The sequence below is a fragment of the Ruegeria sp. HKCCA5763 genome (assembly GCF_013034545.1).
GTDB lineage: Bacteria > Pseudomonadota > Alphaproteobacteria > Rhodobacterales > Rhodobacteraceae > Ruegeria.
Genome location: NZ_WQGF01000004.1, coordinates 261,729 through 287,844 on the forward strand (window position 1 = coordinate 261,729; position 26,116 = coordinate 287,844).

Annotated in this window: 20 protein-coding genes; 17 read left to right on the plus strand and 3 right to left on the minus strand. The window is 57.6% G+C overall.

All coding sequences use genetic code 11. The features are described 5' to 3' along the window. The first annotated feature begins 9 nt into the window (after positions 1–9). The 11 genes from paaB (at position 10) to GOV89_RS09715 (ending at position 10,268) form a co-directional block, all read left to right on the plus strand. Complete coding sequence (gene paaB / locus GOV89_RS09665; RefSeq protein WP_170404692.1) at positions 10–294, plus strand: 1,2-phenylacetyl-CoA epoxidase subunit PaaB; 285 nt, start codon at positions 10–12, stop codon at positions 292–294. Then, positions 294–1,061 carry a 1,2-phenylacetyl-CoA epoxidase subunit PaaC gene (paaC, locus tag GOV89_RS09670; RefSeq protein WP_171176654.1) on the plus strand — a complete coding sequence of 256 codons (768 nt, stop codon included), beginning with the start codon at positions 294–296 and terminating at the stop codon, positions 1,059–1,061. The genes paaB and paaC overlap by 1 nt, the downstream gene beginning before the upstream one ends. A 6-nt stretch (positions 1,062–1,067) precedes the next feature. Next, the gene (gene paaD, locus GOV89_RS09675; RefSeq protein ID WP_171176656.1) at positions 1,068–1,526 is read left to right on the plus strand and encodes a 1,2-phenylacetyl-CoA epoxidase subunit PaaD; all 459 of its coding nucleotides are present in this window, start codon (positions 1,068–1,070) and stop codon (positions 1,524–1,526) included. Positions 1,527–1,539: 13 nt separating this feature from the next. Further along, entirely contained in the window at positions 1,540–2,613 is a 1,074-nt protein-coding gene (locus GOV89_RS09680) for a 2Fe-2S iron-sulfur cluster-binding protein (protein WP_171238025.1), read from the plus strand. Between the two features lie 13 nt (positions 2,614–2,626). Further along, positions 2,627–3,388 carry a Phenylacetic acid catabolic protein gene (locus GOV89_RS09685; protein WP_171176660.1) on the plus strand — a complete coding sequence of 254 codons (762 nt, stop codon included), beginning with the start codon at positions 2,627–2,629 and terminating at the stop codon, positions 3,386–3,388. 247 nt (positions 3,389–3,635) lie between these two features. Continuing rightward, positions 3,636–3,911 (plus strand): PepSY domain-containing protein, encoded by a 276-nt coding sequence (locus GOV89_RS09690; RefSeq protein ID WP_171176662.1) that lies wholly within the window; start codon positions 3,636–3,638, stop codon positions 3,909–3,911. Between the two features lie 55 nt (positions 3,912–3,966). After that, positions 3,967–4,488 (plus strand): LuxR C-terminal-related transcriptional regulator, encoded by a 522-nt coding sequence (locus GOV89_RS09695; protein WP_171176664.1) that lies wholly within the window; start codon positions 3,967–3,969, stop codon positions 4,486–4,488. Between the two features lie 218 nt (positions 4,489–4,706). Then, the gene (locus GOV89_RS09700; RefSeq protein ID WP_171238026.1) at positions 4,707–6,803 is read left to right on the plus strand and encodes a hydantoinase/oxoprolinase family protein; all 2,097 of its coding nucleotides are present in this window, start codon (positions 4,707–4,709) and stop codon (positions 6,801–6,803) included. Further along, on the plus strand, positions 6,800–8,467 hold the full coding sequence (locus GOV89_RS09705) for a hydantoinase B/oxoprolinase family protein (protein WP_171235815.1): 1,668 nt from the start codon (positions 6,800–6,802) through the stop codon (positions 8,465–8,467). Before GOV89_RS09700 ends, GOV89_RS09705 begins: the two co-directional genes overlap by 4 nt. After that, positions 8,464–9,531: a histidinol-phosphate transaminase gene (locus tag GOV89_RS09710; RefSeq protein ID WP_171235816.1), complete on the plus strand. Its 1,068-nt coding sequence runs from the start codon at positions 8,464–8,466 to the stop codon at positions 9,529–9,531. Before GOV89_RS09705 ends, GOV89_RS09710 begins: the two co-directional genes overlap by 4 nt. Beyond that, positions 9,528–10,268 carry an Asp/Glu racemase gene (locus GOV89_RS09715; protein WP_254451511.1) on the plus strand — a complete coding sequence of 247 codons (741 nt, stop codon included), beginning with the start codon at positions 9,528–9,530 and terminating at the stop codon, positions 10,266–10,268. The genes GOV89_RS09710 and GOV89_RS09715 overlap by 4 nt, the downstream gene beginning before the upstream one ends. Positions 10,269–10,301: 33 nt before the next feature. Here GOV89_RS09715 and GOV89_RS09720 read toward each other — a convergent pair whose 3' ends face one another. Together GOV89_RS09720 and GOV89_RS09725 are read right to left on the minus strand one after the other, a co-directional pair. After that, a complete protein-coding gene (locus tag GOV89_RS09720) occupies positions 10,302–11,849 on the minus strand; it encodes a trimethylamine methyltransferase family protein (RefSeq protein ID WP_171238027.1) in 1,548 nt (515 codons plus the stop codon). A gap of 238 nt (positions 11,850–12,087) precedes the next feature. Beyond that, positions 12,088–13,440, minus strand: coding sequence for an MmgE/PrpD family protein (locus GOV89_RS09725; protein ID WP_171238028.1), 1,353 nt, complete (start codon positions 13,438–13,440; stop codon positions 12,088–12,090). A gap of 222 nt (positions 13,441–13,662) precedes the next feature. Between GOV89_RS09725 and GOV89_RS09730 the strand changes: the two genes are divergently transcribed. After that, positions 13,663–14,559, plus strand: coding sequence for a LysR substrate-binding domain-containing protein (locus GOV89_RS09730; RefSeq protein ID WP_171176678.1), 897 nt, complete (start codon positions 13,663–13,665; stop codon positions 14,557–14,559). A 394-nt stretch (positions 14,560–14,953) separates the two neighbouring features. Next, positions 14,954–17,371, plus strand: a complete 2,418-nt coding sequence (locus GOV89_RS09735; protein ID WP_171238029.1) for an FAD-dependent oxidoreductase — start codon at positions 14,954–14,956, stop codon at positions 17,369–17,371. A gap of 131 nt (positions 17,372–17,502) precedes the next feature. Here GOV89_RS09735 and GOV89_RS09740 read toward each other — a convergent pair whose 3' ends face one another. Then, positions 17,503–18,369, minus strand: coding sequence for a LysR family transcriptional regulator (locus GOV89_RS09740; RefSeq protein ID WP_171238030.1), 867 nt, complete (start codon positions 18,367–18,369; stop codon positions 17,503–17,505). A 108-nt stretch (positions 18,370–18,477) separates the two neighbouring features. On the opposite strand from GOV89_RS09740, the gene GOV89_RS09745 reads away from it, so the two are divergent. The 4 genes from GOV89_RS09745 to GOV89_RS09760 are packed head-to-tail and all read left to right on the plus strand — an operon-like array spanning position 18,478 to position 26,115. After that, the gene (locus GOV89_RS09745) at positions 18,478–20,022 is read left to right on the plus strand and encodes a trimethylamine methyltransferase family protein (protein WP_171238031.1); all 1,545 of its coding nucleotides are present in this window, start codon (positions 18,478–18,480) and stop codon (positions 20,020–20,022) included. Beyond that, a complete protein-coding gene (locus GOV89_RS09750) occupies positions 20,019–21,311 on the plus strand; it encodes an aspartate aminotransferase family protein (protein ID WP_171238032.1) in 1,293 nt (430 codons plus the stop codon). Before GOV89_RS09745 ends, GOV89_RS09750 begins: the two co-directional genes overlap by 4 nt. Beyond that, positions 21,308–23,707, plus strand: coding sequence for an FAD-dependent oxidoreductase (locus GOV89_RS09755; RefSeq protein ID WP_171238033.1), 2,400 nt, complete (start codon positions 21,308–21,310; stop codon positions 23,705–23,707). The genes GOV89_RS09750 and GOV89_RS09755 overlap by 4 nt, the downstream gene beginning before the upstream one ends. Then, entirely contained in the window at positions 23,704–26,115 is a 2,412-nt protein-coding gene (locus GOV89_RS09760; protein WP_171238034.1) for an FAD-dependent oxidoreductase, read from the plus strand. Before GOV89_RS09755 ends, GOV89_RS09760 begins: the two co-directional genes overlap by 4 nt. Position 26,116 lies beyond the last annotated feature (1 nt).

Genomic DNA, 26,116 nt, shown 5'->3' on the forward strand with positions numbered 1-26,116 from the left:
GGAAACCCGATGAACAACGAATGGCCCCTGTGGGAAATCTTTATCCGCGGCCAACACGGTATGAGCCACCGACATGTTGGATCGCTGCACGCCCCGGACGCCGAAATGGCAATCAAGAACGCGCGCGATGTTTACACACGCCGCAACGAAGGTGTTTCGATTTGGGTTGTCGAGGCAAACAACATCTCGGCCTCATCGCCCAGTGATAAAGGCCCGCTGTACGAACCCAGCGAAAGCAAAGTGTACCGCCATCCAACTTTCTTCGATATCCCCGAAGAAGTGGGGGCGATGTAATGAGTGTTTCTGTTTCCAACGACGCTTTGCATCAATTCCTGCTGCGGATGGGGGACAATACGCTGATCCTTGGCCACCGGGTCAGCGAGTGGTGCGGGCACGCGCCGGTTCTGGAGGAAGACATCGCGCTGGCCAACACTGCGTTGGATCTGATCGGACAGACCCAGATGTGGCTTGGTCTTGCGGGCGAGATTGATGGTGGCAAAAGCGCTGACGATCTGGCCTTTCTGCGCGACGCTTGGGATTTCCGCAATGTACTGCTTGTCGAGGTTCCCAACGGCGATTTCGGTCGTACACTGATGCGTCAGTTTCTGTTCGACGCATGGCATTCGATTATGCTGGGGCGCTTGATGACATCCGCGGATGATCGTGTCGCTGCCATTGCCGCCAAAGCCAGCAAAGAGGTTGCCTATCACCTCGAACGCTCGGGCGACACCGTAGTGGGGCTGGGCGACGGGACAGAGGAAAGCCATGCCCGTATGCAGGAAGCTCTCGATTATCTGTGGCCCTATGTCGGTGAGATGTTCGCAAGCGATGAAGTCGACGCCCAGATGGTCGCCGCAGGTATCGCACCCAATCCGACTGACTTGCGAGAAGAATATGACGCTTTGGTCGGAAGGATACTGACCCAGGCAACACTGAGCATTCCAGAAAGCCAGTTTGCCCATAAGGGCGGGCGTGACGGGCGCATGCATACCGAGCATCTGGGTCATCTGCTGACGCAGATGCAATGGCTGCAACGCGCCTATCCCGGAGCCAAGTGGTGAGAGCGGATGCAATCCTCGACTGATCAGATCTGGAGTTGGTTGGATGCTGTTCCCGATCCCGAGATACCGGTGATCTCGGTCGTGGATCTGGGAATCGTTCGCGGTGTGCGTTGGGACGCCGGAACGTTGGTTGTGACCGTCACACCAACGTACTCAGGCTGTCCGGCGACTTCCGTCATCAGCATGGATATCGAAACCGCGCTGCGAGACCATGGGATCAGCGAAGTGAGGATCGAAACCAGCATTTCGCCCGCCTGGACCACCGATTGGCTAAGTGAAAAAGGCCGCGCCAAGCTGGAAGACTATGGCATTGCGCCACCGCAACCGGCGGGCGGGCCAGAACGGTGTCCGCATTGCGGCAGCAAGGCTGTTGAAAAAGTCAGCCAGTTCGGCTCGACCCCATGCAAGGCTCACTGGCGCTGCACTGACTGCCTGGAACCTTTTGACTATTTCAAGTGCATCTGAGGAGGAGCACCGGATGGCACGTTTTCATGACCTGAAAGTCACCGACATCCACAAAACCATCCGCGATGCGGTTGTTGTGACGCTTGAGCCTGTGAATGGCGCAGCGGAACAGTTCGATTTCACCGCGGGTCAATACCTGACCTTCCGGCGTGATTTTGACGGCGAAGAACTGCGCCGCTCGTATTCGATCTGCGCGGGAAAGGATGACGGCGTTCTTAAAGTTGGCATTAAACGCGTCGAAGGTGGTGCTTTCTCAAGCTGGGCCAACGCAGAGTTGAGCGTTGGTGACGTTGTTCAAGCGATGCCGCCTATGGGCAGCTTTCACGTGCCAATCGAAGCGGGCGCGGAAAAACAATACCTCGGCTTTGCAGGTGGATCGGGGATTACACCCGTCCTTTCGATCCTGAAAACAACGCTGGCGCGCGAACCCAAGTCCCGCTTCACGCTGATCTACGCCAACAAGGGCATCAACTCGATCATGTTCCGAGAGGAGCTGGAGGACCTGAAAAACCTCTATATGGGTCGCCTGAACGTGATCCATATTCTTGAGACCGACGCGCAGGAGATCGACTTGTTCACGGGGCTTGTGACGCAGGAAAAATGCGGCGAACTGTTTAAGCACTGGATCGACATCAAGAACGTGGATACGGCTTTTATCTGTGGACCAGAGCCGATGATGCTGGGGATAGCCGCCGCGCTGCGCGAGCATGGGATTGAGGACAGCCAGATCAAGTTCGAGCTTTTTGCCAGCGCCCAACCTGGCCGGGCAAAGCGCACGGCAAACATGGCAGAGACGGGCACGCAGGCGAACCAGACCAGCGCTTCGATCACGCTTGACGGCTCTACCCAAACCGTGACCCTGCCCAAGGATCAATCCATTTTGGACGCAGCCTTGGAAAACGCCATGGACGCGCCATACGCGTGTAAGGCCGGGGTTTGTTCTACCTGCCGTTGCCGCGTGATCGAGGGGGAGGTCGAGATGCTCGCCAATCATGCGCTCGAAGACTACGAGGTCGAAAAGGGCTATGTGCTGAGCTGTCAGGCTTATCCGGTGACCGACCGTGTGGCCGTGGACTACGACCAGTAAAGGGAGAGGATCAATGACCGAAGCCATGACACTCGACAGCTACCTGGCCGCAGGCGGGGTACTAACCAACCCGACCAATGTGCCGCCACGCTACCGCGCCGAACTGATGAAGCTGATGGCTACCTTTGTGGACAGCGAATTGGCAGGCGCCGCGGGTTTTGCGGATATCATCAATCATGGGCCGGGCATCAAGGAACGGATCGCGGCAGCAAAAATAGTGCTTGAGAAAACCGATCATGCAGATCGCGTTCTTAAAATAATGGGCGAGTTTGGCGCAGATACCGAACGATACGCCACGCACCATCCATGGACCGCGCGACTGGATCGCGATGACGATATCGGCGCAACGCGCAGCGCGCATGACATGCGGCTTGCTGTGTTCAACTATCCGATCTCGGGTTGGACCGACGCTGTGATCATGAACCTTTTGATGAGCCGCGCTGTGGCCGAGCAGCTGGACGAATTTTCGACTGTTTCTTATCAGCCTCTCGCAGAAGTCTTTCGTCAAATCGCCCCTGTCGAAGCGCATCACGGCACCCTGGCGCTAGAAGGTGCCATGAAGCTGGCAGAAGGTGGAGAGGCCAGGCAGATGCAAAGCGCTGTGGATTATTGGTGGCCGCGTGTTGCACTGTCTTTCGGTGGCGATGATCCGAAACGGTTCGCGTTTCTGACATCGATCGGTTTGCGCCACACCCAAAACAGTGCCCTACGCGAGCGCTGGATCAAATCCGCAAGCGCGGTCGTTGAACAACTGGGTCTGTCCACCCCAGCGTAAGACTTGACGAACCTGAATTCGGCCCCTGTTTCAAACGGGGGCTTTTTTTCTTGATATTCATAGCTTTTTTATTTTTTTTCGAAGTTTCTCAACGGTTTTTGTAACCTTAGGCCGGGCATTTTTCGCATAAACCTTTGGCCTAAGCCGGTTGAATTCTGCCAAAAGTCCAATTTTGTTGTTCCTGCAAGCCTCACAGATCAGGGCAACCGCAGTCTCGCGGTGGCTGATATCCATGAAAGGAATGCAAATGAATAAATTTGGTAAACTGGCAGTGTTGGCGGCTTGTGTAACTCCTGGCTTGGCGATGGCGCAGATCAATATAGGCCATGTGCTTGGGTCCTCAGAAGCTGACATTCGTTCGGCGTTGGAGGCCCAAGGATATACCATTTCCGAGGTGGAAACCGAACAGGACGAGATCGAGATCTATGCCTTCCTTAACGGCAAGAAATACGAGATCGAAGTTTCTCCCGAAACCGGTGCGGTTATTGAAATCGAACTAGCCGACGACGAAGACGACAGCTGACATGAACGGGCGTGTCCGGCTTTGGACGCGCCCCGCATAATCCGAAAGCCAAACTATGACACGTGCCACACTCTTATGGTCCTTATTCGCGGTGCAAGCTCTTTGCAGCGTTTATTTTCTTTTGGATATCGTGTTGGATTTCTGGCCCAATTCCTCGTTCTTTCTGGCGGAAAGTGATCTTGTTGAACTTTTGGTCACGGTTGCACTGATTGGTGGTTTGGCCTTCACTACTATCGAGCTGCGCAGCATGCTGAACCGTCAGTCCAAGCTCGAGGATCAAATGAAAGTCGCCTCGGGCGCGTTCGGTGAGGTGCTTGAGGCGCGGTTTCAGTCATGGTCATTGACGCAGGCAGAGCGGGATGTCGCTATTCTGGCAATCAAGGGATTTGCGATTGCGGAAATCGCCGAAATCCGGGACACGAAACAAGGTACGATCAAGGCACAATGTGCATCAATTTATCGAAAGGCCGGAGTATCAGGCCGCCTTCAACTTTTGAGCCTTTTTGTTGATGACTTGCTTGCCGACAACCTGGTTGCGACTCCAACTCACCAAGCGCGCGAGATGGATGTAAGCTGACGCCTTTGGCTCAAAATCGTTTGTGTCGCTGGCGGTCGCGCATGTCGCAAACTTGCTAGCATGTTCCTCGATGATGCGAGAAAAAACACTATGACTCGGTTTTGTATTCCTAATCGACTGGATCGCCGTGCGACCGGGTGTGATCTGGTAACGCCGCGCCAGTAATCGCCCTGTGGGGCGTACTGACGGCATGATTTCAGACGACAACGGAATACTAAATGACAACCGCGTTACGCCTGGCCATCGATATTGGTGGCACTTTTACTGACACAGTTCTGGTCTCTGGGGATGAGACGGTACTTGCGTCAACGAAAACCCTGACCACGCATCAAAATCCCGCCGAAGGTGCCATGGAAGGCGCTGAACGCGTCATGGCGCAGGCGGGTCGGTCACTGATGGAGGTCACCGGGTTTATCCACGGAACCACACTTGCGACCAACGCGCTGATTGAACGGCGTGGGGCGGTTGTGGCCACGATTTGCACCGAAGGGTTCCGAGATATCCTCGATATCGGGTACGAGCGACGCTATTCCCAGTACGACATCAATTTGGAGAAACCTGCTCTTCTGGTCCCGCGGGAACGGTCTTTTGTAATCCGCGAACGTATGTCGGCTGAAGGAGAGGTCCTGGTCGCTTTGGATGAGACACAAGTAAAACGCTTGCTGGCTGAACTTGACGCCAGCGGGGCAGAGGCGGTGGCGATCTGCCTTATACACTCTTACGCCAACCCCACGCATGAACAACGCTTGCGCGATATTCTGGCCGAGCATCGTCCTGATCTTACAATCTCGATTTCGTCCGACGTCAGCCCCGAAGCGCGAGAATTCGACAGGCTCTGCACCACAGTCGCGAACGCGTATATTCAGCCGCTGATGGAGTCATACCTGAGCCGGTTTATTAAGCAGTTTGCAGCTCAGGGTGTGAATTGCCCGATCCTGATGATGACTGCGGGCGGAGGGATGTGCACAGTGGAAACTGCGGCACGCTTCCCCATCCGGCTGGTTGAATCCGGGCCGGCGGGTGGAGCCATTCTGGCTGCTAGGATTGCGGCGCGCTCCGGGCTGGACCAGGTGTTGTCGTTTGACGTAGGCGGTACCACAGCCAAGCTTTGTCTGATCGACAAGGCGCGCCCTCAGACCTCCAGATCCTTTGAAATCGCGCGCGCCGCGCGGTTCATCAAAGGTTCGGGTATGCCTGTGCGTATTCCGGTGATCGAGATGATTGAAATCGGTGCGGGCGGCGGTTCGATTGCAGGCGTCGATCGGCTGGGGCGCCTGACCGTTGGCCCGAAGTCGGCCGGATCGGAACCCGGGCCGGTTGCCTTCATGCGCGGTGGCACAGAACCGACAGTCACCGACAGCGACATCACACTCGGCTACATTGTCCCGGACACATTTGCCGAGGGACATATCAAGCTCGACCCCAAGGGCTCAAAGGCGGCTCTGAAAAGCGTGATTGGTGAGAGGTTGAACCTGGATGCGATTGGGTCCGCAGATGGGGTCAGTCGGATCGTGGATGAGAGCATGGCCAGCGCGGGGCGAATGCATGCCGTAGAAAGTGGCAAAGATCTGGGTCCGCGCACGATGATTGCCTTTGGTGGCAATGGGCCGCTGCACGCCAGCCGGGTTGCGCGATCTGCCGGTGTGTCGCGTATCGTGATCCCACCCAATCCGGGGGTCGGATCCGCAGTTGGTTTCCTGTTTGCGTCTGTGTCGTTTGAGATCGTCCGCTCTCGCTATTCTTTGCTGGACAGCTTGGATATGGACGATGTGAATGCTCTGTTCGACACAATGATTGCCGAGGCAAAAGAGGTTGTCGCCCAAGGCGCAGGTGATGCGCCGACCGAAGTCCTACGCACTGCCTTTATGCGTTACAACGGACAAGGGCACGAGATCGAAATCTCATTACCGGATCGCGCGCTGTCGCCCGAGGATATCGCGCCTTTGACCGCCGCGTTTGAGGAAGAATACCGCAAGCAATTCTCGCGCCCCGTCCCGGGTATGCAGATCGAGATTCTCAATTGGGCTGTTCGTGTCGCCACCCCGGAACGTTCCGTTCCACCAGTTCCGGAAACGCCTGAACCTTCTGTGTTTAAAGTCTCTGAAACGCGACCCGTCACGTGCGACGTAGATGGAACTGCGAAGGACGCAGCTTTTGTCGCCCGCGCTGATTTGAAACCCGGTGACCGCGTTCGGGGACCAGCGCTGATTCATGAACCGCAAACGACGACGCTGGTCTCTGCCGATTTCTCGGCCCATTTGGACGCCATTGGTAATCTTGTCTTGATTCAGGATCAGAAAGGAGGCGCAAAATGAGCGCTGAGCTTTCCCCAAAACTCTCTCCTGCCCGCTTGCAAGTGATGTGGAACCGCCTGCTTGCGGTGGTCGAGGAACAGGGTCAGACTCTGATCCGTGCCGCCTTCTCGCCCATTGTACGCGAATGTGGCGACATTTCCGCCGGTATCTTTGACGTCAATGGCCGTATGCTGGCGCAGGCCGTGACCGGTACGCCTGGCCATATCAACACTATGGCCGAAGCCGTTCTTCACCTGCGCGAGCGATTTGCGGTGCAGGACATGAAACCCGGCGACATCTATATGACCAATGACCCCTGGCTGGCTTCGGGGCACCTGAACGACTTCCTGCTGATGATGCCAGCGTTCAAGGATGGCAAGGTTGTTGGTTTTACCTCCTGCACCTCGCATCTGGTGGATCTGGGCGGTTTGGGTATGGGCCCCGAGGGGTCGGACATCTATGACGAGGGCCTGTTGATCCCGCCCTGCAAACTGGTTGAAGAAGGCACGCCCAACGCGCTGTTGATGGACATCATCCGTGCCAACTCGCGCGAACCCATTGCCAACGAGGGCGACATTTATGCCCTGATCGCTTGTTGTGAGGCCGGGGTGAACCGGTTGGTTGCAATGATGGACGAGTTCGTGATCGACGATCTGGACACTTTGGGCTGCTATATCATCGACACTTCGCGTAAAGGCGCGCTGGAGGCCATCGCCGAGGTGCCCGAAGGCGTCTATAAGAACGTTCTGCGGATGGATGGCTACGAGAATGAGTTGGAGTTGCACGCCACGCTGACCGTTACCAAGGACGGGATGCACGTGGATTTCACCGGCACATCGGGCTGTTCGAAAAAAGGTATCAACGTTCCTTTGAACTATGCAACGGCTTACACGGTGTTTGCCTTGCGCTGCATCGTTGGCCCGGACACTCCGAACAATGCTGGCTCGCTGGAGCCCTTCACAGTCGATGGACCAAAGGGCTGCATCCTGAATGCGCAACGCCCGGTGCCGGTTGCGATGCGCCATACGCTGGGACAGGTGACACCGGATTTGGTCCTGGGGTGCTTGCACCAGGCACTGCCGGATCAGGTTCCCGCCGAGGGTGCATCGTGCATGTTCGATCTGCCCATGCGTCATGCGCCCGAAGTGGCGGCCAATGGAGGGCGGGAATTTGCGATCGAACCAGTCCACAATGGTGGCACCGGCGCGCGACCCCACGCAGACGGATTGTCTGCAACTGCATATCCTTCTGGTGTGTTCGGTTCGCAAGTCGAGATCACTGAAAGCGTCGCACCAGTCGTGATGTGGCGGCGGGAACTGCTGCCGGATTCAGGTGGAGCGGGTAAATATCGCGGAGGTCTCGGACAAAGGATTGAGATGACCTCGTCCAATAACGCGCCTTTCATCGTTTTCCTCTCGGTCGAGCGTCTGAAGTTCCCAGCCTTGGGCCGAATGGGCGGCCAGCCCGGTGCCCCGGGGCGCATCCGGTTCCGCGATGGCAACGACGATATACCCGGCAAAGGAGAACTGCGGGTGGAGGGCGATGATTACCTGATCTTCGACACGCCGGGCGGTGGAGGCTTTGGCGATCCGTCAGAACGGGATCCAAAGGCCTTGGCGCTGGATCTCAAACGCGGCCTTGTGACCGAAGCAGGCGCGAAAGCCTATGGAGACACGTCATCATGATCCGCGCAGTCGAGCATGTCCGCCAGATGGCAGCTTACGCGCTGGCGGATTTGGGTGGGCCCGAGACCGTGTCTCTGGCCCAAAACGAAAGTGCCTTTCCCGCCAGTCCCGCGGCTGTTGCGGCAGGGCAGGCGGCGTTGGATCAAATGCCACTTTACCCCGACCCAGACTGGCCAGAGCTGCGCAGTGCAATTTCTGAAACCCATGGTGTTGAGGCCGGGAACATCCTGTGCGGCGCGGGATCGATGGAGTTGATCGGATGCCTGATCCGGGCATTCGCCGGGCCGGGCGATCGGGTGCTGGGCACGGATTATGGCTATGCTTACGTTGCTTCTGCAACGGCGCAAGTGCAGGCCGATTACGTGAAAGCGCGCGAGGTGGATTTGACCGTTTCGGTTGATGACATATTGGCCGCTGTCACGCCTCAAACGCGGATTGCTTTTGTCTGTAACCCGGGCAACCCCACCGGGACTCTGATCCCGAATGCCGAAATTCTGCGCCTGCGCAACGCGTTGCCGGCGGACGTGTTGTTGGTGGTCGACCAGGCCTATGCCGAGTTCGCCGATCAGGATCAAAACCCGGACGAAGTCTTCGCGCTGGTAGATCGCGGCGACACTGTGGTCATGCGAACCTTTTCCAAGGCCTACGGATTGGCGGGCGCGCGCGTGGGTTGGGGTCTGTTCCCCGACTCTATCGCCGGTGAGGTGCGGAAGCTGTTGAACCCGAACAATGTCTCGATCCCTTCGCAGGCCATGGCGACCGCAGCGATGCGGGATCAGGATCATATGCTGGATACGGTTTCCAAAACCGCTGCCATTCGGGATCAGTTTGCCAATGGGTGCTGCGCTCTGGGGCTGGCGGTTGCGCTGAGCCATACGAATTTCGTGTTGATCCGTTTTGCCGACGTGGAGATGGCGCAAAAGGCAGATGCTGCCCTGCGTGCCCAAGGGTTACTGATGCGCGGCATGGGGGGCTATGGTCTGGGCGATTGTCTGCGCGCCACCATTTGTGAAGAACCCGTAATGGATCGGTGCCTGACCGTTTTGAAAGAGGTGACGTCATGACCCATGAGACCCGAACACGGGCCAAGATCGGTGTGCTGGTGCCGTTCACCAACACCAACCTTGAGGCAGACATGATGCTGATGCGTTGCCCGGACACGACCGTGCATTTCCAGCGCATGGGCAGGTATGACGTCGATGAAATTCCGGGCTCGGATCAAATGGCGGGTCTTGGGGCTTCGGACATCAGCCATGATCTGAAGATGATAGCAGGTGTGCGGCCTGATGTGGTGCTCTATGGCTGCACGTCTGCCACTCTGACACACGGCCCGTCATTTGATGAGCAATTGGCACAGGACATTAAGGCAGGGTCAGGCGCACTGTCTTTTACCGCCGCCGGATCATTGATCCATGCAATCAAGGCTTTGGGCGTAACCAAAGTGGGGTTCTCGTCACCCTATCTGGGCGAGATTAACTCGCAGGCAGTTGATTTTCTGGCGAAAAACCAGATCACAACAGTCAAATGCGCTGATATTGGTCGTGAACTTGGGAATTACGGGCAGGGTGAACTAACCCCGGATGAAGTGTTCGATCTGGCCTGTCAGGCCGATCATCCAGAAGCCGAAGCCATCGTGCTCAGCTGTACCGACATGCGCGCGGTCGAGGCCGTTGACCGGATCGAAGCCACGCTGGGCAAACCTGTGGTGACGTCCAATCAGGCCATGATGTTTGCGCTAATGCGGGCTTTGTGCTTGCCCCGACAAGGCAGTGTGCCGGGACGCTTGTTCGATCTGTTGTAAACAAAGGTCGGGCCTGATAACCCTGCCTTTTCTTTAAGGCTCGTCGGAACCGATTTCTTCTTTGCGCTTGGCAATATAAGCGTCCAACTCCTCGCGGATCGCCGGGTCCATTACCGGTTCTTCGTATTCGCGCAAAGTCTGCTGCCAGATTTCGGTCGCCCGGGTCAGCGCGGTCTTGGACCCCGCTGCTTCCCACGCGCCATGATTTTGCCAGTCTGACAGCATGGGGGAATAAAACGCTGTTTCATAGCGTTCCATCGTGTGCTCAGTGCCAAAGAAATGGCCACCAGTGGGCACATCTTTGATCGCGTCCAGCGCGAGTTCGCCTTCGTCAAATTTCAGAGGCTTCAGATACTCCATCATGTTTTGCAGGATTTCCACATCCATGACGAGCTTCTCATAAGATGCCGTCAGCCCACCTTCGAGCCAACCGGCTGCGTGATAGACCAGATTGGCCCCACCTAACACCGCGCCCCAGGTGGCCATCATCGTCTCATAGACCGCCTGCAAATCGACCACGTTCGAGGCGTTGGCGTTCGAAGTTCGATAGGGAATGCCATAACGGCGGGTCAGCTGACCGCTGATCATATTGGCCTTGGTGTTTTCTGGTGTTCCAAAGGCAGGCGCACCCGAGCGCATGTCGACGTTCGACGTGAACGCACCATACATCACCGGGGTTCCCGGATTGACCAGTTGGGTTAGCGTCACCCCGAACAGGGCCTCGGCATTCTGCTGGGCCAAAGCGGCGGGAAGGGTGACGGGGGTCATCGCGCCCATCAAAGTGAAGGGTGTGATCGTCACCGGCTGGCCGTGCTCGGCCATTGCGATCAGGCCGTCGCCCATCGCGTCGTCAAACAGGCGGGGCGAGTTCACGGAAATGATGGTGATCAGTCCCGGGTCGGCGCGCATCTGATCCAAAGAGATACCCCGAGCGATGGCCATCATGTTGATGCCATCTATCGCCCGCCCTCGGCCAATCGCTGTGGCGTGAAAACTGAGGTCGCAATAGCTGAGGTTTGCGTTGTAGGTGTCCAGATGTCGATTATTGGCCGGCATTTCCTGCGGAGCCGTAACTTGATTGCCGATCAGGTGTATTGCGTTGAAGTGATGGGCCAACTTGATGAAGTTGCAATAGTCTTCATAGTTGCCCGGACGTCGCCCGTTGATGCAATCGTGTACGTTCGGCGGACCGGCGACGAGGCCAAAATTGACGTTGTTCCCACCCAAAGTGATCCGCTTGTCCGGGTTGCGTCCGGTTAGGGTAAAAGTCTTCGGGACGGTTTTCAGCGCCTCGTTAACGATGCTTTCGTCAATCCGAATGGTTTTGGTGTCTCGGTCTACCAACGCTCCGGCCTGTTCAAAAAGGGCCAAGACGTTTTCACCCATGACACGAATGCCTGCTTCAGAGAGGATACGCATCGAAGTGGCGTGCAGCTGATCCAGTTGATCTTCGCTCAGCAATTCCATCTTGGGCGAGGTGTTGACTACAGCCTGCCAGGGCAGCTGCTGAATTGCCGCGCTGCTGCGATCACTTTTGCCGCGTCGACCGCCTCCCCGCGCGCTGCGTCTTTCTCGTGCCATGTCAGGATCCTCGTTCGGGGTGACGGGCAGCCAGCAGGGCCTTCGAAGCAACGGGATTGTCGGCATGCAAAACGGAAATGGGAGATTTCACAGTGCAGTCTCTTTCTTCAATTCCTAGACCACTTGACGGGCTTTCGGTTCGGCGATGCTAAATCTCGAAACCGCAAAGGCGAAGTTCAACAAATCAACATCCAAACGTCGTGCGCATTCCACCATCAACAGCATACAAAAGCCTCGACTATGTTTTCGGTGCATCATAGAGCAGCTCGGCAAGGTGCGAGAACTTGGACCCCGGCTGGCACAGCCCCCACACGGCATCGCGGATGGTCGATGCGCGGGCGCTGCCCAGCGAGGGGGCAGCAAAGTCCATGAACTTTTCGTCCACTTCAGCATCCTCCATGGGCGACTCAGGCCCCCCTCGGGCGTGAACATCGCCCGATTCAAGAATCCGCCCGTCTTTTAGTGTGATGGATACATCTGCCATTCGGTTTTTCGGGAAACGGTTGGAGTGTCGTTCGGTTTCACAAACGGAAATACGATCCACAATCGACGCGACGAGAGGGTCCGACAACCCGGCCCCGGTGATGTGTTCGACGCCTATCCGCCCATAGGCGGCAATGGTGGCGACGGCAAAAGGCAGAGAATACTGCGCTTTTGATGTGTCGCCTGGCATCCCCTGAAACAAGCAGGCGCTTTCATGGAAGGTATTGACCCGGATCGACGCAATATCATTGTGCGACAGACTATGATCCCGCATCAAGGCGCGGGTGGCGTCGATGGGGGCGTGCGCCCATCGGCAGATCGGATAGGGCTTCACATATTGATGCTCCATCTGCCAGAACTGGCCCAGATCCGTCCAATATGGCTCGACATCGTCCGCTTCGATGGTGATGGCGGGTGCGCCGGTAAAGCCTTTTTCGGCTAATACCGCCGAAGAGATCCCGACCAATGCCCCCCAGCCAGAACCGTCATGCAACATAGTAGGATTGGCGATTTCGCGCATCATCTGGCTGCGGGGGCCGTGATATTCTGCGATCCCCATGGCTTGCCGCATCTGGTCCTCACTCAGCCCACGCAAACGTGCAGCGACGGCCACAACGCCCAAGGCGTTCCACGCGCCCGAGGTATGGTAGTCGCTGACGGTGTTGTGCAGCGAAACCCCGGCCCGTCCGGCGATCTCATAGCCGACGGTAATAGCTGCCAGCGCCTCGGGTCCCGTAAAATCTCCTATCGTTTCCGCCACTGCGGCCAGTGCGGGAATGACCACGACACCAATATGGCCCTTTGTTGGGTTGTACCCGTCATGGCCGTCCAAATTGTCTGTCTGAGTTGCAGCGGCATAAGCCGCACCTGCAGCGCTGACCCGACGACCATCAAACATCATGCGCGCGCTGTACGCCGTGTCACCCGCACCGTACAATGCCATCGCAGTTTCGCGCGCAATTACTCCGGCTGACATGGGCCCGGAACCGATTGTGATACCCAATGTGTCCAGCGTCATCCGGGCCGCGGCCCTTAGTGTGCTATCCGGTATATCCTCGGCGCGTGTTTCAAGGGTAAAGTGAGCAATTTTCTGAAATCGGTCCGCCACGGTTCGCCTGCTTGCAATTGAAGTCTGTTACCGGTCTTAGTGGGAATGGTAGGCGCAATTCACTTGTGCGGCACGAAAACAATCTTTGGGCAATGGTACAGGAATTTTTGTGGGTCCAAAGTCAAACATGTCGCTTACGTAACAGTCTTTGTGTCGCAAAAGAACAAGAGGCCGGGTCAGTTACGCCATACTCGACAGGTGGATCGCCCGGGACATTTGCATATGATGAATCTACCGCACCTGTCGTTTCTGCGTTCTTTCGAGGCCGCTGCCCGCCATCTTAGTTTTACAAGTGCTGCGGAAGAGTTGAACTGCACGCAATCAGCCGTCAGCAATCATGTCCGGTCGCTTGAAGAATTTCTGAAGCGCCCGCTCTTTGTGCGCCACCCCCGGTCTCTGTCCCTTACGGATGTTGGCAAAGCGTACTTGCCCTCAGTGCGCCACGCGTTGCAGGAAATTGACGTTGCCACCCAGTCGCTTGTGCTGCGGCCCCATACCAAAACCGTGGTCGTCTCGTGCCCTGTTAGCCTGGCGGGAAATTGGCTGCCCAACGTCATTCAGGGATTTTCAGAAAGCCATCCGGATATTTCCGTGACTGTACACGGTACCATCTGGACGGATGTGGACCCAAATGTTTCGGATATCTCGATTACGATCAATCACATAGATGACGCGTCTGAAGGTCTGGAACGATTATGGGTGGAAAAGCTGACGGTGGTCTGCTCTCCGGGCTATACCGTGGGCAATCAACCATTGAACGATCCCCAACAATTACACGATGCGCAACTGATCCACATTCTGGGTCGCTCGGCATATTGGGACAAGGTGGCCGCTGAGTTCGGGCTTGAAAATCTTGGCCAGAATGAAGGTCCAAGAACCAACGTCTCGAACCTAGCGCTTGAGCTTGCATCAAAATCCTTGGGGTGTGTAGCGATCCCGAAGTCGTTGGCGCAACCTTATGTAGAGCGGGGGCTTCTGATTGAGCCCTTTGATCTGAATCTGGAAAGCCCTTGGGCTTATTATGTCAATCTCCGAGAGGTCAATGCCACGCCTGCGGTTCGACTGTTCCAGAACTGGTTATTGAAAGTGGCAACCGAAACAGAGAGCCCGATGGATTGATTGGCTCACTCTTGGGCCTGTGTTGTCTTTGCCGCCTGCACGTTTCCATGCCAGCCGGGGCTTATGGTTGGCGCAGAAAATTCGACCACAATGGGCCCGTTTTTTTTGCATGTCTTGAGGGGACAACCGTCTTAGGGTCTGTGCGATACCCTGCGCAGTCAACACAAAGCACCATCTGTCATGAGCCAGATATCCGAAGACCGGCCAGATCAAATCCGCATCCGTTTGCGCAGGAAAGATCATTTTTCAGGAAATATTCTTACTCCGTCGGGCTACGTCTCCTGCGTGCGGGTTTCGATGTGCCGACACAACTCAACAGTCGAGGTTGCCAAATTCCTCGCCGCCAGGAAAGAATTCGCCGCCTGAGCCGCGCCGCATCCAGGGAAACCCTTTCATGAAAACCCACGCACAAGCTGTAATCATTGGTGGTGGTCTTGCCGGCACCTCGATTCTGTACCACCTCGCCAAGCTTGGTTGGACCGATGTCATCCTGCTGGAACGGGACGAATTGACCAGTGGTTCAACCTGGCATGCGGCGGCCAACATTCACGGTCTGCACGACAACAACAACATCACCCGTATCCAGCATTACACGATGAACCTGTACAAAGAGCTGGAAAAGGAAACCGGTCAAAGTTGCGGTGTGTTCCAGCCCGGGTCACTATATCTGGCCCAAACTGAAGAACGCGAGCAGCAGTTGCGCCTTCAAGAGGCGAAAGCGCGGTTTTACGGTTTGAACTTCCACGAAGTCAGCCGTGAAAAAGCAAAAGAGCTGCATCCGCTGGCGCAGTTCGATGACATCCGCTGCATCATGTATGAACCCGATGGCGGCAACGTGGATCCTTCTGGTGTACCCCATGCCTATGCCGCCGGAGCGCGTGCCATGGGGGCTACCATTGAACGGTTTTGCCCTGTGACGGGGACCGAACAACAAGCGGACGGCAGCTGGATCGTGCACACGCCCAAAGGCGACATTCACACGCAATGGGTGGTCAACGCGGCGGGCCTTTGGGGTCGTGAAGTGGCAGCACTGGCGGGGTTAACCCTGCCGCTACAACCCACCGAGCACCAGTATTTCGTGACCGAAGCCATTGATGAGGTTGCCAATCTGGGCCGCCGTTTGCCTTCGATCGCGGACCGGGATGGCGAATATTACTTCCGACAGGAGGGCAACGGGCTGCTGATTGGTGCTTATGAAAGAGACATGAAGTTCTGGGCCGAAGACGGCACGCCTCTGGACTTTGCGCATGACCTGTTTCCCGACGATCTGGACCGGATCATGGAAAACGTCATCCGCGCGACAGAGCGTGTGCCGGTCGCAGCAACCGCCGGTGTAAAACGAGTCATCAACGGGCCGATGATCTGGTCGCCTGACTCGAACATGTTGTGGGGGCCGGTGCCCGAGCTGAAGAACTATTTCCTGATTGGCGGTCTGATCCCCGGTTTTTCGCAGTCCGGCGGTTTGGGCCTTTTGGCGGCGCAATGGATGATCGAGGGCGAGCCGCAATATGACATGTTTGCTTGGGATTTAGCCCGTTTTGGCGACTGGGCCGATAAGAAGTTCACCAAAGCGCGCGTGCAGGATTCCTACATCCATCGCTTCAAGATTCACTTTCCCAACGAAGAGCGCAGCGCCGGCCGTCCGGCCCGCGTGCGCCCCGCATACGAGATGCAGAAGCAGATGGGTTGCGTCTTTGGTCTGAACTGCGGCTGGGAACACCCGCTATGGTTTGCCGACGAACCCGACACTGAAGAGACTATCGGCTTTACCCGCCAAAACTGGTTCGATCCGGTTGGGCGCGAGGTAAAGATGCTGCGCAACAGCGTGGGTATCATCGATATCTCGAACTTTGCAAATTACGTGATCAAGGGGCCAGGTGCTTATGACTGGCTGGACCGTCTGGTGGCCAACCGTGTGCCAACCAAAGTTGGGCGCAGTTGCCTGACGCCTCTGATCTCGGTTCGCGGTGGCGTGGCAGGTGATTTTACCATCACCAAGCTAGCTGAAGACGAATACATGATGATCGGGTCAGGAATGGCCGAACGTTACCATCAACGCTTCTTTCAAATGGTCGAAATGCCCGAGGGAACTACACTGGAGGTCGCGACTGATCGTATCGTCGGGTTCAACATAGCAGGCCCGAAATCACGCGAGACACTGGCGCGTCTGACCAATGCGGACTTGTCCAATGAAGCATTCCGTTTCATGCGATCCCAGAAAATCACGGTTGCAGGAATAGATTGCCTGGCCATCCGTGTTAGTTTTACCGGCGATCTGGGCTGGGAACTGCACTGCGCCGAGGCTGATCAGGTCGCACTTTACACCGCGTTGCTGGAAGCTGCCAATGACTGCGGTGGTGGCCCGGTCGGTGGGCGTGCTCTGGGATCATTGCGTATCGAAAAGGGCTATGGGTCCTGGGGGCGGGAGTATTCTCAGGAATATTGGCCGCAAGAAGTTGGATTGGCGGGGTTGATCAAACTGGACAAGGACTTCCTGCACAAGGATGCCTATTTGGCGATCAAGGACAATGCCCCGCGCGAGGTTTTGTCCGTCTTCGAACTGGACGTGGCCGAGGACGCGGACGCGACCGGTAGTGAGCCGATCTTTACACCTGACGGTAGGCCAGTGGGCCGGGTCACGTCTGGGGCGTTTGGCTATTCAGTCGGGAAATCATTGGCTATTGGGTTCCGCAACCCCGAGGTGACGAAACCCGGGGATGAGGTGATCATTCAGGTCATTGGTAAACCGCATACCGGGCGGGTACTGGCCGAAGCCCCGTTCGATCCCAATGGTGGCAGGCTTCGCAACTAGTCCTGGCGCAGGCACAGTCCTAATGGGCCCGCCTAACCCCCGAGGCATGTCAATATTTGAACTCAAAAACAGCGCACTGCGAAAGGCAGCGCGCATTCAAACCGAATTGCGAAGCACATCTGATCAGAGCTTCAACTCTGAGACACCAACCAATCGATGACGTTCTGGACTTCTCGTCTGTCGCGGCTTCCGTCCTGCGCCTCGACAAAATAGCCATGCGTTGGTTTGATGTCTTGGTCGAACAGGCGCAGCACACGCCCCTCTCTTAAGTCCTGATCAATCAACGGCAGCCAGCCCACCACCGCGCCTTGTCCCTCGGCCGCACCTCGCAACAGAATATTTGCATCTTCAAACACAACGCCTATCAGGGGCGATGCGGGCTGCACGTTCATCGCGGCGAACCAGTCCAGCCAACCCCAGTGATTGCGCTGGTGCAGAATAGGCTTGTCCAGCAGATCTGCGGGAGTGTTAATTGGTCCATATTGGTCCAAATATTGCGCGCTGGCGATGGCGACAGGTCGCAGCTCCAGCAACTTGAGCGCTCCTCGTGGCATGTCCGCTAGGCGATGCCAGCTCAGGACGATATCGGCATGCGTTTGATCCCCCATGCGCGGGCGGTATGAGGGAACAACCTCAAGTTCGATCCCGGGGAAACTCTGCCAAAGATCGCTGATGCGCGGCATTAACCATCGGGCCGTCAAAATGGGTCCGGCTGCTAAACGGACAACCTTGCGTGACGTTCTGCGCAAGCGCCCGACCGTGTCCTCCAGCATTCCAAAGGCGCGCGCTGTTGTCTCGGCTAGACGCTTTCCGTCTTCGGTCAGTTTGACTTCGCGCCCTACGCGTTCAAACAGCAACGTGCCCAGTTGTTCTTCCAATCCTCGGATGTGGTGGCTGATGGCTGTTGGTGTCACAGAAAGGCGCTCGGCCGCAGCACGAAAACTGCCAGTCTTGGCCGCAGCATCGAATGCGCGCAGCGCGGATAGAGATGGAAGCATGGAAGCCTCAATGATGAGTTCAACTCACTAGTTGCTGAGGAAAGACCATTTGTAAATAGGCCACTATGGCTGCAATCATTGTAGGTAGTTAATCTGGACTCATGGAAAATGACCTCTACCGCCCGCAGGCGCGGCCGCAAGCAGCGTCTGAGCCAAACAACCGAACCCGTATCGAACCCGCCCGTTTGGCCGGGTGTCTACGGTGGGCGTTTCAAGCCGCTTTCGCCCGAGGAGGCGGCGCTGGTTGAAGAAACGGCGCTGACGCTGCTGGAAACGCTTGGTCTGAGCCAGGCTATTCCGTCGATGATCGACAAGGTACTTGTAGCGGGCGGCTCGTTGTCCAGCGACAATCGTTTGCTGTTCCCCCGCGCGCTGGTGCAACAATCCATCACTGAAGCAAAGCGAAACTTTTCCCTTTGCGGTCAAACCCCTGAACATGACTTGGACATCAGCCAAGCCCGCGTGCACATGTCCAGTGGCGGTGCGGCCCCCGGCGTGTTTGATCTGGAAACGGGCAACTACCGGGATTCAACCCTGGCCGACCTGTACGATGCAGCCCGCATTGTCGACCAGATGGACAACATCCACCATTTCAGCCGTTCGGTTGTCGCCCGGGATATCGAAGACAATGCGGTGATGGATCTCAACACCGCTTATGCCTGTCTGGCGGGCACGTCCAAACATGTGTCGATCTCGATCAGCGAGCCTGAAAATGTGCCCGCAATTGCCCAGCTGTGTTATGCCGTCGCCGGAAGTGAAGAGGCCTTTCGCGCCCGACCTTTCCTGACCGTGATGGTGTGCCATGTCGTTCCACCCATGCGCTTTGCCGAAGAGGCGTGTGAAGTGCTCGAGGCCGCAATTTTGGCAGGCTTCCCGGTTCAATTGATAAGCGCTGGACAAGCCGGGGCAACCAGTCCTGCCACCATTGCCGGATCGTTGGTGCAAGCTGTGGCCGAAACGCTGGCTGGGCTTGTGTTCGCCCGCCTCGTCGATCCAGAGGTCAAGGCAATCTTTGCCCCAAAACCGCTGGTGGCAGATCTGCGCACCGGATCGATGTGCGGCGGCGGAGGGGAGCAGGCGATCCTGATGGCCGGTGCGGCACAGATGGGGCGGCACTTTGACCTGCCGACCTCTTCCATCGCGGGCATTACCGATGCCAAGTGTCTGGATGCGCAATATGGGGCCGAGAAATCGCTGGCTGTGACCATGGCCGCCCATGCGGGCTCGAACATCGTCACACAAGCTGCGGGAATGCAGGCCAGTTTATTGGGCGTTAGCCACGCGGCCTATGTCAGCGACAATGACATGCTGGGTAACATCCTGCGGACCCTGCGCGGGGTCGAGGCCACGCCAGAGAATATCGCCGCAGATCTGATCGCCGAGGTTTGTCGGGGCGAAGGGCATTATCTGGGCGAACAGCATACATTCAACCGGATGAAATCCGATTACTTTTACCCTGAAATCGGAGATCGCAGAACTCCGCGGGAATGGCACGAAGACGGCAGTCGACCAGTGGGCGACATCGCGCGGGACAAAGCGCGCGAGATTTTGTCCAGCCAGTTCCCACAGCACATTCCTGATGACGTTGACCGGGCGTTGCGCGCGCGCTTCGATATCCGTTTGACTCGAAAGCAAACCGGCAGGTTCTCATGAAAAGTCAAAACCTCAGCGCTCGCGCGCAAGCCGTGATGCCCGGCGGTGTCAGCCACGAGTTGCGCTATAAAACTCCGCATCCGATCTATTTCGAACGGGCCGAAGGGGCCGAGAAATGGGATGTGGACGGCAAGCGCTATATCGATTTCAAACTGGGCGCGGCCAGTCAGATACTAGGTCACGCCCATCCCGAAATCGCGCAAGTTGTCGCCCAACAAATGGCGCGGATGCCCTATACCGCCGACTGCCATCCGCTTGAGGTCGAATGGGCCGAATGGCTGAATCGTTTGTTTCCGTCAGCTGAGCGGGTACGTTTCACTGGGTCCGGTACAGAGTCGACGATGCTGGCCCTGCGGCTGGGCCGTGCGCATTCGGGTCGGGACAAAGTGCTACGCATCGACGGCCATTTCCACGGCTGGCATGACATGCTGATCAAGGGGGCCAAACCAGGCACCAACACAGTGCCGAGTTTGGGCATATCCCACGCCGTCACCGACCTAACAGTGATATCCCCCCCAAATCTGGATACTGTCGCCGAACTGCTGGACAGCGACCTCCAGATCGGAACGGTTTTTGTCGAGGCATCCGGCGCAAATTACGGCTCGGTCCCGCTGCCGGACGGGTTTTTGCAGGGGGTGCGGGCCCTGACCGAAAGAACAGGTCATGTGCTTGTTTTTGATGAGGTGATCACGGGTCTGCGCTGGTCGCCGGGTGGCCGTCAGGCGCGTGATGGGGTGACGCCGGATCTGACAACATTGGCCAAGATCGTCACTGGCGGTTTGCCGGGCGGGGCCGTTGTTGGTCGGGCTGACGTCATGGATCTGCTCAGCCCCGGAAAAACCCGAGACGGGCTTTCACCTCCTGTCAGCCACAAGGGAACTTTCAACGCGGCCCCCTTGGTGGCTGCGGGGGCGGTCAAGGCTATGGAGATCTTGTCGACCGGTGACGTGCAGGCCCATGCCGACGCAATGGCCGTGCGTCTGCGGGATGGCTTCAACGCAGCCTTCCGGGCGCTTGACGTGCAGGCACTGGCCTATGGCGACAGCTCGACCTGTCACCTCTATTTTGGTGGACGATCCATTGAAGGGCTCGATGCCGCGGCAATTCGAAAAACGCCGCCTGCCGTCGTCAAGGGCTTGCGTGACGGGTTGCTGGAGAGAGGCGTGGATTTCATGTCCTTCACTTCCTGCGTCACTGGCCTGCCGCATACGCCTGATCTGATCGACGAGGCGGTCGCACTTTTCAGCGACACTGTTTCAGAATTGGTCCGCGACGGAGTACTGTCATGACATTGCCCACCCATGCCCGCACCGTCATCATTGGCGGCGGCGTCATCGGCTGCTCGATAGCATACCACCTGGCCCGCGAAGGGCGGAAGGACATCGTTGTTCTGGAACGCTCGAAACTGACCAGCGGCACCACATGGCACGCGGCTGGCTTGGTGCGGCGCTTGCGCCCGTCGGCTACCCTTACCAAGCTGATCAACTATTCCATTGACCTTTATGGCGAACTGGAGCGTGAAACCGGGCAAGCCACGGGTTGGGCCCAAACCGGCTCGCTGACGCTGGCCACCAACCAGGACCGGCTGACCAATATCAAGCGCCAGGTCTCGCTTGGCCGTGCCTTTGGGCTTGAGGCCGAGGTTGTGGATGCGGCCCGCGCTAAGGAACTTTGGCCGCTGATCAACGTTAATGATGTGATCGGCGCGGTCTGGTCGCCGTCGGATGGACGGGTCAACCCCTCCGATGTGGCCCTGGCGTTGTCAAAGGGCGCGCGGGCGCGTGGGGTTCAGATCTTTGAAGACACGCGCGTGACTGGCCTGCAAAAGAAAGGTGGACGGATATCGGGCGTTGAGGTCAGCGATCACGTTATTGAAGCCGACGAGGTTGTGATTGCGTGTGGGCTTTGGTCGCGCGAGGTGGCGGCCATGGCCGGGGCGCATATGCCGCTTTATGCCTGTGAACATTTCTACATTCTGACCAAGCCTTTGCCCGAGGTTCAGGCCCTGGGCAAGGGCGCGCACTTGCCAACGCTGAACGATCAGGATGCGTTCCTTTATGCCCGGGACGATGTCGAAGGGCTGTTGGTTGGCTCGTTCGAACCCCATGCCAAAGGCTTGCCGCTAGATCGGTTGCCGGCCGAATTCTCGTTCGATCTGTTGGACGAGGACTGGGACCATTTCATGCCGATGATGGAAAACGCCCTACGCCGCATTCCTGCATTGGAGCAGGCCGAGGTTCGGATGTTGCTGAACGGCCCGGAAAGCTTCACGCTCGACAGTCAATTCATGCTGGGCGAAAGCCCAGAAGTGCCGGGGTTGTTCCTGATGGGTGGGATGAATTCAACCGGCATCGCTTTGGCAGGTGGCGCGGGCAAGGCTATGGCGGAATGGATCATCGCTGGAGAACCCACGATGGAGTTGAACGAGGCCGACATTCGGCGGTTCAGCCCCGAACTGAACGTTTTGGGGGCATTGGAAGCCCGCATACCTGAAGTGCTGGGTCGGCACTATGACAACCCTTTTCCCGGACGCTCGATGCAGTCAGCGCGATGTCAACGCCGCTCGCCCATTCATGCTGGGTTGGTGGCCGCCGGCGCGCAATTCGAAGCCCGCGGAGGTTGGGAGCGCGCCGTGCACTTTGGCGGTGAGGCCGCCCATCTGCCGCTGACCTTTGGCGTTCCCTCGTGGCGCGAACAGGTCGGGCATGAGGTTGAAGCTTGTCGCACCGGTGCGGCCATTCTGGATCAAAGCGCCTTCGGCAAGATCATGGTGCAGGGGCCGGATGCCTGCGCTTTTCTAAACCGGCTTTGCGCCGCGCAGATGGATGTGCCCGAGGGCCGTATCGCCTACACTCAGATTCTGAATGCGCGCGGTGGTGTAGAAAGCGATTTGACCGTTCAGCGGCATGGGTCCGAAGCTTACCTGTTGGTTGTCGGTGCCAATGAGACCGTCCGTGTGATGCAGCGAATGCGAGGCATGAAGGGCAGCTTCCACGCTGAGTTCACGGATGTTACCAGCGGGTATGCCATTCTGGGCCTTGCTGGTGCGCGGGCTCGAGACGTGCTTCAGGCCACGACAAACGCAGCTGTCCCGGACCTCAAGCGGTTCTGTTTTGCACCCGTCGAGATTGGTTTGGCCCGAGGTTGGGCAGGTCGGCTGAGCTTTACCGGAGAAGAAGGCTTTGAGCTTTACATCCCTGCCGATATGGCCATGGCCGCCTATGAGGCGCTGGTCGCGGCAGGTGCAAGCCATGCAGGTCTTTACGCAAGTGGATCGTTGCGCATCGAAAGCGGTTTTCGGGCGTTCGGGCACGAACTCACACCGGGCACCACGCCGCTTGAAGCCGGATTAGGTGCGTTTTGCGCTATGGGCACGGGTTTTGTGGGCGCAGACGCCTTGCGGGACCACAAGCCTGAACGGCGCATCGTTTCGATTCTGTTCGACGATCCCGCAGCGATCCCGCTGCACGATGAACCCATTTACTTTGACGGCAAGGTCGTGGGGCAGATCACCTCAGCCGGATGGAGCTACCGGTTTGGTCGTTCCGTGGCGCTTGGCTTGATCAAAGCGCCTTTGGACCTGCTTGAAACGCAAGACGTTTTGGACGGGTTCGAAGTCGAAATCGCGTGCGCCCGTTACACGGCCAAAGCTTCTCTCAAACCCGCAAAGGTAGCTTTTGCATGAGCGATACGATCCAAACGACACGTGTGGCGATCATTGGGGGCGGCATCATGGGCGTGGCCGCGCAGTTTCAGCTGGCGGAAAACGGCTGGACTGACACGATCCTGTTCGAGAAGGCCGAATTGACCAGCGGGTCCACATGGCACGCGGCCGGTCAGATCGCCCATGCGGTGGGCAGCCGCCTTATGGGATGGATCAACAAAACCTCGATCGAAACCTATAAACGGGTCGAGGCCGAAACCGGGCAAAGCATCGGTTGGCACGAAGTCGGTGGCATCCGGATTGCGACCACCGACGATGAAGTCGATTGGATGAAGTCTATCATGGGCGTGGGCAAGCTGTTGGATCTGCCGATGGATCTGATAGGCCCGGAAGAGGTGGCGCAGGTTAATCCCTTCTACAAGGTCGACGACGTTAGAGCTGCGGTGCGCACCTACGAGGATGGTCACATTGACCCCTCAAGCGTGACCATGGCGCTGGCTGCTGCATCCCGGTCGCGCGGCGCCCGGGTTGAACGGCACAACCGGGTACTGGGGGCGTCCCGCAAAGGCGATATGTGGCTGTTGCGCACCGAAAAAGGCGATGTGCTGGCCGAACATGTGGTGATTGCCGCTGGGTCCTACGCCAATCAGGTGGGAGAGTGGTTCGGGTTGAAAATCCCTTCGGTGTCCTGTTTGCATCATTACCTTGTGACCGATACCGTCCCTCAGTTCGCCGACAGGCCCGAGTTGCCAGTGATGCGAGACAATGCTTATGGCGGGTACATCCGGCAGGAGCAGAAATCCGGCTTGATCGGTATTTACGAAGGCCATGTCTGTCCGACGGTCTGGGAAATGCCCGAAGGTGCGCCTTGGGCAGCGGAGAATGAGCTATTTCAGGCCGACTACGACTCGATTGGCGATTTCCTGATGGTTGCTTTCGACAAGATGCCGATCCTGGCCGAGCTTGGTATCAAGCGGGTCGTGCGCGGGGCCATCACGCACACACCTGATGGCGGAATGCTGGTCGGGCCATCGGGCGCGCCGAATGTCTGGCTGTCCTGCGGCTCGTCTATTGGGTTGGCCTGGGGCGGCGGCGCGGGCAAGGTATTGGCCGATTGGATGGTGCACGGAGAGGCCGAGATCAATACGCGTGGTTTCGACCCCCGCCGCTATGGGGACTTTGCGTCGGACAATTTCATAGTTGAGCGCACCAAAGACGAGTTCATGCGCCGTCATGATACGCCTTGCCCGGGTAAGCAGTTCCAAAGCCTTCGACCGCTGAAAAAGCACCCGCTGTATGACCGCCTTGCCGCCAAGGGTGCAGTTTTCGGAGAAGTCGCCGGTTGGGAGCGCCCACGCTATTTCGGAGAAGCAGGCGAGGCTGAACAGATCGGCTGGGGACATCAGCCTTGGCACGCAAACGCGACGGCCGAGGCTAAAGCGACGCGCGATGCCGCGGGTGTCATAGATCTCTGCGCTTTTGCCCAGTTCGAGATCTCGGGCAAGGATGCGGGCGCTTTGCTGGACCGGCTGTCGGCCAACCGAATACCTTCGAAAGACGGGCGGATGAGCCTGAACCATTTGCTGACGGCGCAGGGCAGGTTCGAGACAGAAATCACGATCTGGCGCATGGCCGAAGACCGGTTTTTCACAGGTTCCCCCATTGCCCGCGCCACACCGGATTTCGATTGGATCAAGTCCCATATCCGACCCGGCGAGGATGTGACGATGATCAACCGCTCGGCAGATTGGGGGATGCTGGCGCTGTCAGGCCCCGCGACCCGCCGTATCCTGTCCGAACTGACAGACGTTGATCTGTCCAATCGCGCTTTCCCTTGGTTGTCGGGGCAGGAAATCCGCGTGGCAGGCATTCTTTGCTATGCCCTGCGCGTTTCGTTTGTCGGTGAATTGGGCTGGGAATTGCACGCGCCGTTGGATCAGATTGGCGCAATCTACGACGCGCTTTTCGAAGCCGGGTCCAAACATGGTCTGACCGATCTGGGTTCTTACGCGTTCAACGGGATGCGTATGGAAAAGGCCTATCGCGCCAGCGGGGAACTGACCACGGATGTCGGCCCGCTTGACGTCGGCCTCGAACGCTTTGTCGTGAGCGAAGGACGCGATTTTCTGGGCCGCGATGCGCTGCTCAGCCGAGATCCGGCATGGCAGCTATTCTATGCGGAACTGCATTCAGAAAACATCGACATTCATGGTGGCGAGCCGGTGTTGCTGAAAGGTGAGCCTGTGGGCCTAACCACATCGGGTGGGTATGGCTATACGATCGGCAAGTCCCTGGGGTGGTTGTTCGTTCGCAAGGGCACCCTGCAAACAGGCCTCAGCGTTCGGATTCTGAATCGTGACATCCCGGTTACGGTACATCAAGATGCGCTCTTCGATCCGCAGAATTTGCGACCGCGATCCGAGGAGTGAC